The sequence below is a fragment of the Chryseobacterium sp. UYP7 genome, from assembly GCF_056279225.1.
In genome coordinates, this window is record NZ_JBWBQW010000008.1 from 198551 (window position 1) to 217124 (window position 18574).

Consider the following 18574-nt stretch of genomic DNA (forward strand, 5'->3'; position numbering starts at 1 on the left):
TTCTAAATTTAGAAAAAATACAATGTAAACTATAATACACATTTGTTACTTATAATGCAGATATGTTTTGTAGTATCCCTCAAAGTTACAAACTTTGCGGAGAGGGGAAAAATTTAAAGAGTTTGTACAGCAAAATGTTGCGCTGTAAACTAAAAACTCTCTCGCAAAAGCGAGGGAGTTTTTAATTTTATATTACTTCCTGTTGCTTCTTGCATTTGAATTCCCTTTGCTTCAAACAATTTCTGATAAATTTTTGTGTTAGTAAGAACTTGATACCAACTCCTTGTAGCATCTTTCAGTTTTAAAATATCAGGATTTACGTCAAATTCCGCACAGTGGGTTAAATTAATGTCGGAAAATCCATTTGGATTATTAAATAACACATTTGATCTTGGAATTTTGCTTGTTGTGGAGAATGTAGAAAATTCTTCTGCAGTCACATGCTGATCAACTCGCAATAGTGAAGATGTTTTCTCCGTTGCTTCCAACGCTTCAACTACTCTTCCTGCGTTTCCTGTGAACATTAATCCATCAGCAAAATCCATTTTAGAATCTCTAACTGCATTTCCCATACCTCTGAAAGTATGTTCCCAAAAAGTTTCCCCTTTGTGATAACCTTGATATGATTGATACGCTCTATATCCTTCGATATCACTTGGTACACTTTCTTTATTAGGGTTACTTGTATAGCTCCATTTATTTTTTTCTGTTCCTAATTGCACCCAATGATCACCCGATTGATAAGTAGAGTTTGCATCATTCCCATTAGAATAAGCATCATAACCAAGAGATTTATAATTGTCTTTTGTTATGTTATCTTTCCATTCCCACTGATTCCCTTTTCTTCCCCAATCTTCATTTTGCCTTCCTGTGGGATCAATGTACCGCACTGGATTATTGAACGCATAAGCGTATGGACTCCAGCTTGGCGTGGTCTCCGCCAGCGGATCCACGGACAACCAAATACTCGTCTTTGGATCCATATACCTCGCACCGTAATAATATAATTACGTGGCTTCGTCTAATTCTTTGCCATTATATTTGTACGGATTATTGTACTCACTACTGCTTTGCTCCATCAGCATTTCGCCAAATGGCATGTATTTATACCAATTGGTTGTTGTTCCTGATGATTAGTGATAACGGAAGAAACTTCCCAAATTATGTACTCTAAAATTAATATTCTTGATAATCTTCAAATTCCCAATAGGCAATTCGTGCTATTTTTTCTGCTAATTTATCCCAATTATCCTCTTCTAAATTCTCAATATAAATTTTTATAAAATTATAGATTTTACTGTAATTATATTCAAAAACAATTAGATAATGTCTACCAAAGATAATATCATTTTCATTTTTATTATCAATCAACCATTTTGGAGTACATATTGTAATTCCAAATTGTTCAGATCCTTCATTATTTTTTGGACTAACTGACATTTCCAAATAGAAACAAAAATGGTCTTTTTCTAAAGGATTAAATCCTTCTAAATCATAAATGTCAGGACTATGAAATCCCTTAAGTTCTGCTTTCATTACTTTTTAATATCTAGATGCCCATTATTTTGCCATTTTCCACTTGGAGTTTCCCGAGTTTTGAAATTTGCTTGCGTTGTTCCTAATTTAGGTTTATTTGATGGTGGTCTAAATTCTCTTAACCCATCAGGACTTCCCAAAGAACCATCGGAATTAGTTCTATATCCTTTACCAACAAAATCTTTTCCTAATTGCATAGCTTCTTTTTCTGTAGCAACCCCCAACCCAAAATTTCCTTCACCTTGCAACGCCTCTCGGATAATGCCTAATTTTTGTCCATAATTAAGACCTGGTCTTACAGCGTTTCTAATTTCTCTAACTCCTCTCACTGCTCCAGCTCCAGCTCCATATAATGTTAGATTTGCCGTTGCATCTGCTCCTTCTTGTTCGTATTTTTTAGCTGCTGCTTCATTTCCTCTATCTCTCCAATATGATTGCATTTCCATACTATGAACTGCACTTCCGGCACTATAAGCAAGAAATAATTTATCTAATGCTCCCCCAGTTGCATAGTCTCCAACTATACCTGCACCTGCAGCTCCAACTTTTTGAAATAATAAACCATGCTGCATTTGCATTAAAGGAGAATTTCCTGGATTAATTGGAGGAATAAAAAAACCGAAAAGACGACTAGCAATATTCTGCTTACCATTTGGATCTACATACAATATCGGATTCTGATAAGTATAAATATACGGATTCAAATTACCTGAATAAAATACTCCACCATTATGTTGCCCATCGCCGTAGAAATCGGTTACCATTACTAGATTGTACACTGCTAGTGGATCTACACCATACCAAATCGATAACCTTGGGTTGCAAGATCTTGCTCCGTAGTAGTACAATTGCGTGGCTTCATCTAATTCTTTTCCGTTGAATTAAACCATTTTATGTACAATGCATTTTTAACATAATGAATTTCATCTTTCTCCATTGGAAAAATAAAAAATTTAGAGTTTTTTCGACTAATAATTATATATGGATGTAAATTGTAGTCTAATAACAATCCCGTTCTATCTTGTCCCATATTTGTATCATATCCTTCTTGATATACGACTTTTTTATCATTGACAAAAAGTATTTTTGGCATTGTCTCACTGAATAAAAAATCATCTTTCCCATTTAATGAATTGATTTCTGTAGGATATGACCCATTCAGTATATAAATTCTATCCCAATTTTCTTTTATTAACCCCTTTAAATCCTTATCAAAATCTATTATACATTTCTCTTTATTATAGCCACAGTTAGAATATTTTTCATGAACAACACTATACAAATTATCTTTTTTGCAACTGATAAGAGAAATAGATAATAATCCTAAAAGAAGATAATAGTTTAATGTTCTATTTTTCATTTTAACTTTTTTTGTTCCTCTGCTGTTCTACCTTTGTAATTCATATCATTTAATCTTTCTTTATATTGTTGGTATTTTGCAGGTGACAATTTTTCTTTAGAAACATTCCAGGTTCCATTTTTATTTTGTTTTGCTTGAAATAACCCATTTGTTTTAAATTCTTCTAAAACATCTTCCGTCAAATTACTTATAGCTTTGGCATTACCTATTTTTCTACCAATTATATTATTTAACAAATCTGCTGTCTGGTCAGCATTTTCTATATTGTCAAATGTCCTACTAGACAAATCTACATTTGGATTATCTTCATGCGAATTTCCTGCTTGCTCTGCTATATTTGAACTAAAAGCTCTCGTTATCTCAGCTTGCCAGATAGTATGTCGAAATGCTCCACGTTCTGAACCTTCATCAAAAGACCTCCCTTTATTATCTTTATTTAAATCTAATATTCCTCCAGTAGTGCCAAATCTAGTAGATATACTAGAAATATTATCACTCCCTCTTTTATATTCTCCAATTCTAGCTGCCGCCCATGGATTTCTTATTGCAAATCCTGCTGTTCTTACTTTAGAAGGTAGATAAGTAATGTTTTTGCTACTGTAAGTAGATGTTGGCGTCATAAAATAATTCTGCTTACCATTGGGATCGACGTAATTTATCGGATTCTGATAAGTATAAATATAAGGATTTAAGTTACCAGAATAAAAGACACCCCCGTTGTGTTGCCCATCACCATAAAACTCGGTTTCCATTACAGGATTATACACCGCTAATGGGTCAACAGATAACCAAATACTCGTCTTTGGATCCATATACCTCGCTCCATAATAGTACAATTGCGTGGCTTCGTCTAATTCTTTTCCGTTGTATTTATACGGATTATTGTAAGAATTATTGCTTTGCTCCATCAACATTTCTCCAAATGGCATGTATTCATACCAATTGGTGGTATTGCCACTTTGGTTCGTGATGACAGATGAACTTCCCAAATGATCGGGATGCACCCAATAAGTTTGGTATTTCAATTCTTCCGTTGGTTGATTTGCCATACAATCATCCAATTGGAAATTGTGCCAAAAGGTACAGAAACTTCCTTCTTTTGTCCCATTAATTAGTGCATCATTATACCCATTCATCAATTTTTTGTAGCAAGTAGATTTTGGGGAATATTTTTCTGCTTCGGCCAAGATCTCTGCTGCACAGGTTTCTTCACTCTCAAAATCGATTCCGCCGATAAAAATAGGATGCCATAAAATCGGATTCAATCCAGCTTCTGCTACAATATCATCTGCTTCTAATTTTAAAGCACCTGAAAGATCGGATAGTTCTGAATTAGAAGGTGCTAAAAATCCGTGCGATGGCGTTTCGCTCACTCTTGCTGCAATTTTATTACTACCAATATAATAATGTTTACTTACTTGTCTTTCGTTCATCACCATATATCCATTCGGGTAATAGTTGTAAGGTCCCATAATAGTAGGGTTAGGACCAGGCCGAAGGTTTCCATCGGTGCGCAAACCTCTTGACGCGCCCTCGCTTTTTAAGGCTCTCTGTCCATCTTCATCATAGACATAATGGTGAAAAGCAGTTTGTTCAGTAATACCTTTTAGTCGGTTCTGGGCATCCCAGAAGAGTTTTCTTTTGATGTCTTCTACTGGTTCTGAACCGATTTCTCCTAATAAGCCATCGTTCCCATTTACAACTTTTGTCATATTCCCATTTGCATCATAGGAATATAATTCGGTGGTAGGCACAGCTAATATATTTACTCCACTTCCACAATCCCAAGGTGTAATGAAGTTTACGCCAGAATTAGGGGAATTAAATTCTATGGAACTCACGGCATTAGGATGATTGAGGTCACTATAATTGTAAACTGATTTATTTCCTGCGGCATTTGGGTTTTGGCACGCAGTCGTATTAAATTCTTTCCAACGGGAATCTTTATTGGCTATACCATGCATGTCATTATATGCCATATCTAGCTGATAAAATTTTCTACCTGTTTTTCCAGTTGCTTTAATTGTTGATTTTTTCAGTCTGTTGAAACCATCGTATTCAAATGTTTTTACAGCACCAATAGAAATGTCATTTTGTGCAAACATTCCAGTCATTGGTACTGCGGTGGTAACACTTGCAACGTTATTGTCTTTATCGAACAGGTACTGGTTTTTTTTCAACTGTGTTGATATTCCTTGTAGTGCCATTTCTTCTAACCTTCCCCAAGAATCGTAATCGTACTGGGTTTTAGTACCATTTCCTGCCGTAGTTTCTAAAGTCTGTTCATTGTAATTATATAGAATATTTGAAATTATTGGCTCTTGAGCTGTTGCTCCTGGAGCTTTACTTTTAAGATTATTCAATAATCCGAAAGGGGTGTAATTGTAGAATACTTCTTCGCTATCAGGATAAACGATTTTATTGATCCTGTTATAGAGGTCGTAGGTGTAACTTGTTTTAAATAGTTTGGCATCTACATCTGGAGCGACCATAAACCTTCTATTTTCTACAATTTGCCCTAATTGATTGTATTTAAAAAATTGAATTCCGGTGTGATCGGTTTGTTTTATCAATCTTCCTGCTCCAAAATCTGGTTCATTTACAGCGCCATATTCGTAGGTTACGTTATAATTTGGGTATACAATTTTCGTGAGTTTGTTGAATTTGTATTGGTAGGAAATATTTTGGTTAAGATCTCGGAGAACGGTATTGTCCATATAAATAAGATTATTGTTGTAATCGTATTCATAGGTCATTAATCCAGCATCTGGATGTTTTTCAGATGTTCTTCTGCCCAATTGATCGTAAGTAAATTCCATTTTATTAGAATTTTGATCTTCTACTTCCATAAGTTGGTTTAAAAGATCATACGCATAACTTACCCAAAGGTTTTTGTTATCACCAATTTGTTTTGTTGCAGTAGTTCTTCCTTTTTCATCGGTATAAACTAAACTTTCCAACCCTTTTGGAGAAATTGTTTTCTTGGTAAACTGAATAATTCCATTACGATCTGCACCAAATCCGTATTGGGTTTCTGTTGTTAAGGGTTTAATTCCTTCGTAAGTTAATACAGCATTTTGAATGGCTTTTATTGGTCTATCAAGTTCATCATATTTGTAATTGACATAAAAATTCTTAAACTCATCTGCATTCAACATTTGATTATCTTGTGGCCTAAAGTTTTTCATTGCATCTAAAATACTTCCTGTTTCTTGGGTCGCTAATTTATTGATGAAGCTCTTTATAGTTCGCCCTTTAATATCTTTAAGCGGTGATTTAGTGTAGGTATAGATATAGTTGTTGGCAATTCCACCATACAATTTCTTCGTAGAAAGTTCTTCACCCCAATTATTGACATAAACACTGCTGAAATAATTTAAAGAAGGTACAATACCATTTACTATTGGAGCTCTCTTTTCCGTAACCGCAACTTTGGAATTCAAATCCCCTAATTTATAATAAGATAATTTGATAGTCCAGTTGTAATCTGTAGGTGCTCTATATTCAGTTAAACGCCCAAAAGAATCATAGGTATAAGTAACGACACTGTTATTAGCATCTGTAACTGTTTTTGGAACTCCAAACAGATAATTGGTATCATAAGTTGTGCTACTGGATAAACCTCGGGCATCAGATACTTTGGTTAAATAAGTATGATAAGTTGGATCGTATTCATAAGAATAGAACATCCGATCAGTTTCCAACTCATCTTCGTTTTTAGGAAAGATCGATTTTGTAAGATTGCCATAAGAATTATATTCATATTTATATTCTGCAAAATTATCACCAATAAAACGTTTGATTTTTGTTATCTCACCTTTAGTATCTATTTCAGTCTCGGATTTTCTTAGAACCGTATTGCTCGAATTTGTAACAATATGTTGTTGAGGAATACCACCCATATTGTTTGTACTTACCGGATGATAAACAATAGAAACAATAAGATCATCGGAAGTATTGGTAGGATTACTACCCAAATCGGTATATTTTGTTACGTTACCGTATTTGTCATATTTATTAACGGTTGAGATGACTGTTTTACTATGGTGGCCCGTTCCTGAATATTCGGTCGTGATACTTTCAGTTTTAAATAAGAATGGAATGATTCTTCCGATATCTTTGAACTGAGGTTCTGTTTGTCTTTCAGTTAAAATATAACTGTCTGCCGTTTGATCGAAATAACGATAAGTGTAATTAACTCTTTGTCTTTCCCTTTGTCCGCCTATACTGTCCAAAGTATAGGTAGATCTTATCAGTCCTTTTTTATAAAAATATTTTCTGACAGAAGTACTGTCATAAGGCACATAAAAATCAGACTGATTGGTATAATTGGTTTCATATTCTGTAACTTGGGTAATCCCTGTCATATCTTTTGTCGTTACTTTACCAAAGCCCAAGAAATTGCGTTCTCTTCTATCTTGCACTCCGTTTTCATAATCGAAAAAATAATGTTTATAATAAACAGGTCGATTTTCGTTCGTTCGTGCAAGAATATTCGCAGTAGATTCATTATCATCAATATCTAGTTTCACCAATGCCTGCTTTGTAAATGGCATTTGATAGGTATTCCCTATTTTCTTTTGAGACAACGAACTTATATTATCATAAGTTAGTTTCATTCTGCCACCTAATGGATTTTCAATTGAAGTTAATAAATTTAATTTACCCGACTGATTTGAAATTACAGTCATTTGGGTGTCATTATAAGATACCAGTATATCAGGTAGCCCGTCTCCATTAAAATCCCGTAAATCTGTCGTTTGCCTGTTAGTAGATTGATCCTTGTTCCCCCCCAAAGATACACACACTTTAATTTTAAAAATAACGGGACAGATGGTTCCAAAAGCATTAAAACCAGATGAATTCTGGGTGTTAATTCCTGCATTTATTTCCCCTAGATCAACGAAGGTATCGCTTATCTTTTTACCCGTATTAATATAAAGATAAAGATGATTATTATGTTTTTTCAATTTATCTAATAATCCGTCACCATTCATATCAATAAAAATAACTTGGGTAGCTGAGGAGGACAGGTTTTTGCCTACTCCCATCACCCAACTTCCGCCACCTATACTAACGCCGCCGCCACCTGAAACCGCGACAGTTTCATTTTTGAACACATCAGAGCCTATATTCCAGTCCTCCAGCTCAAAACCATTTCCATTGTTAACATATACTTGACCATTGGATATATAATCCATTAATCCGTCTCCATTTATATCGAGCCAAATATTATTATTCCCAGACCAAGAGGCACCTACAGATAGATTGGCACTTACTCCAGCTGAATTTGCAGAAGTTCCTGTATGAGAAGATTTTTCACCGGATGAATTGAAATCAGTTTGAGAATTATTGGAAGCTTTAGTGGAGTTAATACTGTTACTATACCCACCATTCAAACCTGCATTGTATGTCTGATTTACAATTATTTTAGCTGATTTCAATGTTTCCGGAGCAGTAAGGGCACCAGTAATATCAGTTTTGTAATATTGGTTTTCTATAATAATATCCGGATAAGAATCACCATTAAAATCTTGAAAAAATTCAGAAGTATTGTCTTTGGAATATCCTCCGTTACCGCCAACATTGAATGAGGTACCAGGTATTGAAAAACCACCATACATATTAAGGCTCCAACCTTTCGAGTGGGTTATAATAGCCAAAGGATTAGCGGTTGTTGATTTAGGAGCTCCTTCAAAAGTTTGAGATGGTTTGTGTGCCATTAAATTATAAGGCTGCAAGTATTCCTTATCAAGAACAGAAGACTCCATTGGGGAAGTATAAGTATGACTTTCCGCATCCACTTCAAGGGGTGTAAAATATCTTTTATTTTTTTGAGCGTTTATAAAATTTAAAAGACAATCTTCATAGTCTGATGCAAGAGGACTACATGGAGGTTCAGCAATATAATTATCATCTTCACTGAATAAATTGGAAGGATTGAAATCTTCTTCCTTTATAGGAGAGTTCACCGAGTTGTTATAAGAACCGTTATAAGACAAACCACCCCAACCTTGCCACATTTGACCCAATAAGAGATTATAGTGCTTAGTATTGGAGCGCGATGAATAATAGTTCAGCTTTTCTCCGGATGAAGAAAGAAAACAGTTATTATCTACAATATTCACATAAGGGTTCAAATTACCGAGATATTTACCTACTTCATAATTATCGGTATGTATTTCATAAAACAACTGACTGTAAGTTGCCGAACCGTAATAGTCAATGGATGGTGTTTCCATCCATCCATTTTTTACAACAACTTTCTTTTTTTTAGTATAAACGGGAAAAAACTTTCCTTGCACTTTATCGTAATAGTTTATAAACTTCATTGAAAAAGTTACTTCAGCCCCGCTTGAATTCGCAACAGGTATAGAGATATCATTATAACATTCCCCAAAAGCTGGGTAATATCTGCGTTTATCTGTTGTTGTAAACTCCCTCCCTAGTGGTGGGAAATTCTGTATTTTTATTTTTTCAGAAAAGGTTCGGTATTGTACAACAGCGTTATATTCTTGCGAAGCTTCATTAGGAATATCTATGTGTATTTTGGGCTGCCAGTTTATTTTGGTCCAGGCAATATTAGTATCCGATGAGACATCTAAATACAAATAGGTAATAGTTGGGTCTGCATCAGTGCTGTTGGTATTGACAGGGAAGTTTTCAATATTCACTCCTGCAATCAAATTCTCATCAGTTGCAAGTTCACTCAGTGACTGACCACGCTGTAATTTCTGATGGAAAATGAGGGTTGGGACAGGAGCAGTTAGTGTGATAGTATCCGATGTTTTTTTCTCAAATTTATAAATCTTAAAACTAACAGCATCCGAAAAAACTTCATTTGGTAGTCCTGCCCACATGATTTTTGCATTCCCTTTATCTCCAATTGCATTTCCTTTAAATGAACTTTCTAAAAATGATTCTCTTGCATCAAATTTAAAAAAGTACTCTCCATTAGCATCTTGAAGATTTACATTTGGTATATCTGCATTTGGTCTGTATTGAATATTAGAGTTTATTTTTATTCTATCTCCGGCTGATTTTTCTTTTAAGCTCGCAATCATATAGATTCTTTGCCCTTTCTGCACCAAGATATCAGGTAAATATTGATTGTTTGAATTGGCATTATTTAAAATAATGTGAGAATTGGGAATCACATTGGAAGGAGTTATAGATCCAAATTCATTGTTTCTGGTTAAATCACCTTTTTCAATCCAAAAATCAATACCTTGTCCGCTAGTGGAATTTTGCTCTAGCTTAATTACATTTGAAATATCAACAACTCCTGTTTGTGGTGCTTCCCAAACACGTACAATATTTGACAAAAGAGTATTTTCTTCTTCTGGTACTGTAGTAATTGGAGCATCAATACCTTTTAAGATCGTATTGGGAGTTTCATTTAAAGCTTTATAATTATCTTCGACAGCAGAAAATGAATTGAAAACATTGTTTTTATCTGATCTAATTTTATTGAAATATACTTGTCCATAAGAAACCAAATCAACAAGACCATCACCATTTACATCAGAAAAATAAATTGGGGAATTGGTTTTTGTGGTTGAGTAATTAATACCTCCAGACGCTTTACTCTTCCAGCTATACTCTAAGCCAAAAGTATTGGTGTAGGAGTTGCCCCTTGATAATGGCTTATTGTTAAGACCATTTACGGTAATGGGGTTTCCTGAACTGAATGAAGTACCTAGATTTTTTCGGTATGCAATGGTGCCATTATTTTTATAAAAAACTTTATCAGGAAGCCCGTCGCCATCGATATCCATTAGTTGGGATTTACCAAAATTTTCATTTTCGGTATAAGAATAATTAAAACCAATAGTACCTTTTTTAGTAAAATCAATTGTAATTGGGAAAAACCAAGACGCCAATGACTTAGAAAACCCTATCGTTAGTGCACCCCTCCAGTTCCAAATCTTTCCTTCGTTTCCACTAAGTAAGGTCATATCAGATCCAGGGAAAAAACCATTGTTTAGCTTATCCGTGTCAGAATAAATTGTTTGTGTATTTTCAGAGAATAAGTTATAATTATCTTCACCATCCCAATGTGAAGAATCTTCACCAAATTTGCTGTAATTGAAATTATGCCTATTAAACTCTTCATTATTCCCGTTTTTTTGTACAATACTGGAAAGTACTGTCTTTTCAAAGTCACCAGTTTTATATACCAATTGGTATTCTCTTATTTTTTTATCTTCTCGTTTTACGGTGATTTTATCCAATAATTTAAATTCAGAAATTTTAGTTCCTAATTTATAACTTGAAACTATATCATTTCGATTTGGTGTTCTCAGACCATCAATAACCGATGAATTAACATCAAACTCTACTGTAGTATTATTGGAATATTTAATTTTTTCTAAATATTTGTTTATTCCTTCGGTGTTTTTCCCCAGATCGTATGTTTTATCTACATAAATATACTCAATGGGCGATTGCCCATATTTATTTATAATAGAGGAAAGATACCATCGTATATTATTTCCGATTCCATCTTTCAATACATCATTATACTTTTTAACATTTCCGTCACTGTCTGTTATCTCCCAGGTATAGTTTTGTGTACTAGTTCCTTTTCTGATAATTTTCGCTCCTTCTTTCACACCGGTTCGGAAATAAAATTGTTTATCTACAATTCCACGGGTATTCCCATTGTAAGGGATCTTATTGGGTAAATAATTATCATCAAAAACCAATTGTTCTCCATTAATCGTATAAATTTCAGATTCTTTAATTGAATCAAATTTTGGAACCCCCCAACGGGTGTCTATATCAATAGTTTCTACCGGAACATCCCAACCTAGTCCAGCCCAGCCTCCACTCTTACTATCACTATTGTAATTAATTGAAATGGATGGTTGAAAACCATTAATCCCGGAAGGAATTTCTATTGGATAAGACACGTTTGCTGAACCTTGTTGGTTAACAGTTGGTGGCGAAATCATATTGATTTTTGACGTGGGATTTGCTACTGGAATGTCATTCGTAGTCGTAGGCGTGAATGATGCAGTTTCAGGACTTTCAGGGTTTTTAATTATTCCATTTACATAATCATTTTGCCCCCCTCCTTCAATGGTGAAAATCACTACTTCTTTTTCTGTATCTATACTGTCAATTTTTAATCGCTGCCATTTTTTTTGCAAATAATTAAACCCGAAGGGGGCAATATCACTTTCAAAAGATCCCTTGGGAAGTTTATTTTTATCATAAGGCAATTGAATGGTTTTTTTTTCCTCAGAAAAATTTTGATAGCGAAAACCACCGTAATCTCTACTTACATTGGTTATTGAGGATTCTACAGGAGGAAGATCTATATTTCTCAAACCAATTAATACTCCGAGTTTGCTCTTCGAAATAATTTTCTCTTCTGGTAGATTATAATTATATATTAAAGCATTATTGTCTTTATCAAAATTAGAAATACTTTCTTCAACAACACTTCCATTCTTTTTTGTAAATTTAATTTTTAGACCTTTTTTATCATTCTGATTGTAAGAATCAAAAAACTCAAATTCATTTTTGGTTATGGATGCTTTTTTTCCTAAGATATCAATTGATTCAATGAGGGAATTTTCATTATAATATCCTTTTATATAAATTCTATCATTCGCAATAATTTTGGAAGTTATTTTGTAAAATGAATTTTCATTTTTTTTAGATTCAATAATACTCACATCTTTTACACGATAAAAATCACTGGAATTTATGGTATTAAAAAGGATCTGATTGCTCCCCTGATTTATTAAAGAAGGGTCAATTTCCTCTTTGATAACTACCCACGAATCTGATTTGATTGAAACATATCCTCCCAAAGAAAAACTTTGATTAATGCTCCTAGTTATAGAAGAACTACTACTTAATCCTTTTACTGAATAAGTAAGGGTATATTGTTTATTTTTGTCATAATTAAGTACATTTACATTGTAAATATTATCAGCAGGATCATCATTCCAATTTTCTTTATTCTCACTTCCAATTATTGCTTCGTGATTATCTGTGCTATTATAAATTAGATTTCCCTCATATGTTGGCTCAAAATTAGTTCCAGTGTTATCCTTATGTGATATAGCCCCATAATTTGATTGATCAGATTTAGCATGTTTAAGTTGAAAAGCAAAATGCTCCAACGAATTCTGTCCGCTTTTTTGTCCACCGAATAAAAAAGGATTAAAACGATTTTTTGTTTCCTTTGAGAAATGAGCAGGCTTTAAAATTTCGTTAGGGTTAGTAAAAGAAAAAAACAGGGAAATAAGAAGCAAAAAAAGTCCTGAATGCTTCACATTAAAAAAAGAATTTGAATTCGTCATCTTTCTATTTGAATATTGGATATTAGTTGATAAGAAGGTTATAACCTTTTGATTCTTCTGGAATGAATATTTTAACATTATAATATCCAACAACAGGTGGAATTGAAAATGTTGAAAGCACATTCTGTGTATCATTATAATGCGCTTGTTTTAATAATATTCCTAAAGAGTTATATACCTGAATTGTAATAGGTTTGGGAGCTTTGAGTTCCACTTTAACGGTGAAAATACCATCATGTGAAGGGTTAGGATAAAGTTTTATGTCCTTAAATAATGAGTTCTCATTCTGATCGGCATAATCAGTTTGATTAAGAACGCGTAATTGTTTCTGTATTTCGCAACCTAATCTGTTTTTCACTTTTAAAGTATAGTTACCCAACCCTTCTAATAAAAAAGGAGGGTGTGTAATGATCGAACCATTAGGTTTAACTAAAGTGTATTGGTAATTTTGGTAATTGATATCTAACTCGATAGATTCTCCTTGCCATAAATAATAATCTTCTACATTCTGATTAGATATACCTTCCATATCAAATGTTTTAATAATTTCAGGGAGATTATTTGATCTGTGGATAATAATTTGGTATTGACTTGGTATTAAATTATTTATTACAATCTTACCTGCACTAAATGACTCATGATTACTAATAAATACATTGTTTTTTTTATCGTAAAGAGAATAATTTACAGCATTAATATTGGAAGGTATATCTATTTTTACTGTTCCATTTTGAAGTTCACTACAAGTACTGCTAATTGAAACATTTCCTGTGGTTTGACTATTATTTAAAGTGAAATAATCAGTTCCATTATGATCCAAATCCCAGGTAATATTTTTAAAAACATATATTGAATCATTATGTTTTTCCCCAGAATATAATTCTGCAATATTATTTTGTAAATCTTCTGAAGTTCTAAAAATTTTAAGCTTTGGTATTTCTGCAGCTGAGTTAACATCTTTCAGATTAAAATAAGTAGAAGTATTGATCCCAGCTCCTGATTTTGCCGATACTTTCCAAACTCTTAATAGATCACCTTTTGAATGAGTAGAGAGTAAATCTTCTTCCGGATATACAAGTTCTTCATTATTGTCACCCCATAATAAAAATTCCATATTATCTAAAGAGCCGGTATTATTATCGTTTAATAGTTCTTTTTTATTTAAGGCAAATGTTACAACATCATTATCCGCATTCATTGACTGTTTTTGATAAAGCTGAAAAATATCATCCCTGCCAATACCGGTAACACGATATCCATATTTTTTGTTGTCCTTAAAATTCCATATCGTATTACCATCAGAGGATAGATAATTTTTTTCTGATATATAATTGATAGAAATTCCATATTTAATCGATAGAAAGGTTTCAACTTGTTGCTTTTCTATGTTGGAAAGGGTTCTATTGAAAATAAGTAGATCTGCGATGAAAAGGTTTTTATTTTTGATGGGTGATAAAAAGACATAAGGACTCCTGCTTTTATCTTTTTTGGAATAGGTGAGGATTTTAGGCTGTTCAATAGGGATATTAATTGATAACGTATCTCCATAATCATATACACCAGTACTTGTGATGTTTGCACTTCCTACTTTGCCCAGTGAAGTTCTGTTTGCTCCTCCCAATCTGTTTCCCACATAGATAATACTTAAGTCATTTAATTTTGATTTGGTATTATATAAAAAAGGCGAAGTTAAAGTATCCTTAACAAAATGATAATTCATGAGATGACCTTCAAGAGTATCTGAAACAGAAGGCAACTTTACTATTTCTTTTCTAAACACCAAATCGGGGATGTTCCCAAAAAAATTCTGGGAGTAAAAATGATTATATGTGATAATGATAAGTAATAAATAAAGTTTTTTCATATTTTGATTTAGGATATTAATTTTAATAAAAAACATTGGCAATTTTCACAAATATTAAATAATGTTTTTGGTCTTTTAATTACCATAACTCTTTGTTGCAGTAAAATATAAATGACTTGTTCTTTTATTACCACTAGCATCAGTATAATCAATATCAGCAGTCATATCTGTGGGGACCTCTGAAGAATAATCGTTCCAATACCAATAAATTGAACAAGACGATGGCGTATTTATTGGAATCTCATTCCCACTATTATATATTGAGACCTCATTGCGATTTGGATTGGTTGCCTCCACATTATAAATTCTATAAGTTCCTGTCGTAGCTCCTAAAACTGCACTAAAATTGATTTCTTGTTGAAATCCACAATAATAATCGTTTAGACCTCCATTACAACTTCCAAATAATTGTATATTAATTACTTCTGATGAACAGGCATTACAAATTTTACAAGCACTGTTAAACGTAACATCTGGTCCATCATTAGCGCTCTGACTTGGAACATCCAAAGTTGACGTGCTTGCTCCAATTAGCTTAAAACTTGCGATAACAATAAAGTCAAATTGTTTACTTGATGATTGTCCCGAAGGAAATAAGTCCTGCCCTACGACTTTAAAACGAAACTCATTTCCAGATAAGGTATATTGATTAGGATTGCTTAAAGGCACGTACTGAAGTGTTGTGAGATCTTTTGCTTTAAGGGTTAATTTTTCCAGTTCAAAACCAGTAGGAGTTATGAAACTTCCCGATACAGTAAGAGGTAGTAGCGGACAAGTAATTCCCATCGGATCTAAAACGACTTTTCCAAAAGTGGGTGCTGAACATTTTGTGTCACAAAAATTATCGAAATATCCATATCCCCAGTGCGCGGTATAACCACAATCTGAAAGAATAATTTGTAGTGTTACGTTTTGTCCCCTATACTGAGAAACATCTATGCTTTCACAATTCCACTCTGTATATACAATATCCCCATTATTTATTTTTTTAAAAACCAAGGTATTATCTCTATCCGCTATTATAGTATTCTGCGTAATTTCGTTCTCAGCTGAATCTAGTAAACGCCATTGATAGTAAGGGTTATATCCTCCAGGATGTTGAGGGTCTTCTAAAACTAAAGCATATCTGAATGTAATATTATCCTGGTCTTGTCGTATCGTAAATGTTTTTTTTATCATTGAAACATCTCTGTTTCCAACTTTACTATTATTCAAGCGTATCGCCCTGTGTATATTACCATCAGCAATATCTCCAACTCGAGATAATTTGGTTATTGGATCTATTTTAGAATTATCTACAATAGTTATGATTTCAGGATCCACAGCAAACCCCGATGTTGAATTAGGGAAATTTTTAGAAATAACCCATGAATTATATAGATTTTCCGAATATAATGCAAAACCAGATGTGGTATTATCTTCAAATCCATTATTTAAGCAAGTCGTTCCTTCCGTTGGTACGGTTGCTATATAATCATTGCCAGCCGAAGAGTTTTCATTAAAATATTGCATTCTCAGTTCTTGTTTTTTAGTATTAAGAAATACTTCATTCATTTCAGCCTGAGTAAGGTCACTTCCATCTTCATGCTTCTGTGCAGATATTCTGTTTACTATTACTGATGATAACGTATGGGAGGCTATATTTTGGCTAATATAATTCTGAATAGCTATTTCATGATTACTTACTCTTGCAAGTCTGGCATGCTCTTGTTGTAAATAAATTGCTTGTTCATTTTGTGCAAAACAGGAAAAAGAAAGGAAAAGCAATAGAAAAAATAAATTTTTTTTCATACAAATTAATTATAAAAATATGTTAAAATGATTTAAATAGCAATGATATACTTATATTTATATTAAAAAAAATAAAATACAAGCACAAATTTAACTTTTTTTATGAAATAATAATCATTTATTAACAAACATTAATAAATAATTATTATTAGTAATAAATTTATTAATGTGTAATCTGTAAATTCCTGAAAAACAATCATTTCGTCTCTGATACCTTTTAGTTTAGAAATGTCATTTCCTCCCAATCTTACTTTTCATTAATGGATTACGATTTTCGATGCCTTGAGAAAGATTTTCGATTCCAATTCCAAAGTATCTCTTTCCTGCAGACTCATAATGGATTTGTCGCGTATTTTCTATTAAAATATTTTTCGATATTCCTCGCTTTTCAAAATAGGAAACCAACTTTTCATTATTAGGAATAAAAGAATTTGTAATTACGACTTCAGAAAACTGCGTAGCTTTTTTTCCAAAGTCTACTTTTCTTTTTTCTGCAACTCTATTTTGTTCCGAAACTTGTCCCTTAAAATTCTTCAAAAATTCAAGCGCATCTTTCCACTCAATTTTTTCCAATTCCATTACTGCTTTTATTATTTGACCGCCTTCACCTGTTTTAAAATCATAATATTGGTTTTCTGAAACTGAAAATTTATTGTCGTTTGTCCTAAAATAATAGTCGTTCCCTGTTTTTCTATCAAAATTTACTTTACTCTGTTTTTCAAGATGAAGGAAATAATCTAAGACAGAAACGCTCTTTGAAATTTCCGAAATTTCTGCGATCGTATAAAGAGTTGGATTTGTATTCATCACTTTTTCTTTTTCACAAACTCATTAAACTCGAAAATTTCTTTGGCTTCCTCGTCCCAGTTTTTTCGTGGTGATAGTTGAAGCGTGACAAAAACATCTTTCTCCTTATTATAGGAATCAACACACTCTAACCTTCCTCCATAGTCGATTTCAGCGTGCTTATAAATAGAATATGGTAAAATAGTGTCGGTTGGATAAATATAAAATCTTGAGAAACTTTTGGCAGCGTTTACTTCAAATCTTTTGTATTTTTTATTGAATAAAACCGTATCGCTGATGTTTTTACGATGAAGATAATTGGGAATCCATTCTTTTGAAAAAAGAGCGCCCTCTTTCTTTTTCTCCACTAAAAATGGTTTCTGTTTTTTTGAAATTTCTGAAAGAACAATGCTGCTGCTATTTTCTTTTCCAAGCGAATAGCATAATGAGTCTTTTATATAATAAATTTCATTGGTGATTTCAGGAAAAGTGAGATCAGGTGGAAAAAACGCTCAAATTGACCACCAAAATTCGGAGTAAATTGACCACCTGATTCGGAGCAAAGTGACCACCAAGATTCGGAGCAAATTGACCACCTGGATTTTGGTTGGTTTTTTGAGGTAAAAACGATTGATTTTTTCATGTTGTTAGCACCATAAATTCGTATAAAAAATACGGATTATGGCCAATAAAACAACAGACATGAGTAAAATTAGAAAAGTCATTAAATTTTATAGCAACGGAAAGAGTAAGTTGTTTATTAGTAACTACTTATCACTTTCCAGAAACACCGTAAAGAAATATATTTCGTTATTTGAAGTCCTTGGATTAAGTTTTGAGATCATCAACGAAAAATCAGACGCAGAGCTTGAACTTTTGTTTTCCCATGCTAAGGAGGAAACAGTGAGTCCCAAATTA

At 33.0% G+C, this 18574-nt stretch carries 8 protein-coding genes and 2 pseudogenes; 1 reads left to right on the forward strand and 9 read right to left on the reverse strand.

What is annotated here, in order from left to right; all coding sequences use genetic code 11:
• Window positions 1-149: 149 nt before the first annotated feature.
• From ACZ9HT_RS15385 to ACZ9HT_RS15425, 9 genes and pseudogenes are all read right to left on the reverse strand, one after another.
• A pseudogene (locus tag ACZ9HT_RS15385) lies at window positions 150-995 on the reverse strand (RHS repeat-associated core domain-containing protein); the annotation flags it as partial.
• 181 nt (window positions 996-1176) lie between these two features.
• Complete coding sequence (locus ACZ9HT_RS15390) at window positions 1177-1536, reverse strand: immunity 8 family protein (protein WP_476041382.1); 360 nt, start codon at window positions 1534-1536, stop codon at window positions 1177-1179.
• The gene (locus ACZ9HT_RS15395; RefSeq protein WP_476041383.1) at window positions 1536-2384 is read right to left on the reverse strand and encodes an RHS repeat-associated core domain-containing protein; all 849 of its coding nucleotides are present in this window, start codon (window positions 2382-2384) and stop codon (window positions 1536-1538) included. Before ACZ9HT_RS15395 ends, ACZ9HT_RS15390 begins: the two co-directional genes overlap by 1 nt.
• A gap of 14 nt (window positions 2385-2398) precedes the next feature.
• Complete coding sequence (locus ACZ9HT_RS15400) at window positions 2399-2896, reverse strand: hypothetical protein (RefSeq protein ID WP_476041384.1); 498 nt, start codon at window positions 2894-2896, stop codon at window positions 2399-2401.
• Window positions 2893-13215: a toxin TcdB middle/N-terminal domain-containing protein gene (locus ACZ9HT_RS15405; protein WP_476041385.1), complete on the reverse strand. Its 10323-nt coding sequence runs from the start codon at window positions 13213-13215 to the stop codon at window positions 2893-2895. Before ACZ9HT_RS15405 ends, ACZ9HT_RS15400 begins: the two co-directional genes overlap by 4 nt.
• 22 nt (window positions 13216-13237) lie before the next feature.
• Window positions 13238-15079: a DUF8202 domain-containing protein gene (locus ACZ9HT_RS15410; RefSeq protein WP_476041386.1), complete on the reverse strand. Its 1842-nt coding sequence runs from the start codon at window positions 15077-15079 to the stop codon at window positions 13238-13240.
• A gap of 75 nt (window positions 15080-15154) precedes the next feature.
• Window positions 15155-16870 carry a hypothetical protein gene (locus tag ACZ9HT_RS15415; RefSeq protein WP_476041387.1) on the reverse strand — a complete coding sequence of 572 codons (1716 nt, stop codon included), beginning with the start codon at window positions 16868-16870 and terminating at the stop codon, window positions 15155-15157.
• Between the two features lie 231 nt (window positions 16871-17101).
• A complete protein-coding gene (locus tag ACZ9HT_RS15420; RefSeq protein ID WP_476041388.1) occupies window positions 17102-17677 on the reverse strand; it encodes a hypothetical protein in 576 nt (191 codons plus the stop codon).
• Window positions 17677-18024, reverse strand: coding sequence for a hypothetical protein (locus ACZ9HT_RS15425; RefSeq protein ID WP_476041389.1), 348 nt, complete (start codon window positions 18022-18024; stop codon window positions 17677-17679). Before ACZ9HT_RS15425 ends, ACZ9HT_RS15420 begins: the two co-directional genes overlap by 1 nt.
• A 313-nt stretch (window positions 18025-18337) precedes the next feature.
• On the opposite strand from ACZ9HT_RS15425, the pseudogene ACZ9HT_RS15430 reads away from it, so the two are divergent.
• Window positions 18338-18574 (forward strand): annotated as a pseudogene (locus ACZ9HT_RS15430) (hypothetical protein); the annotation flags it as partial.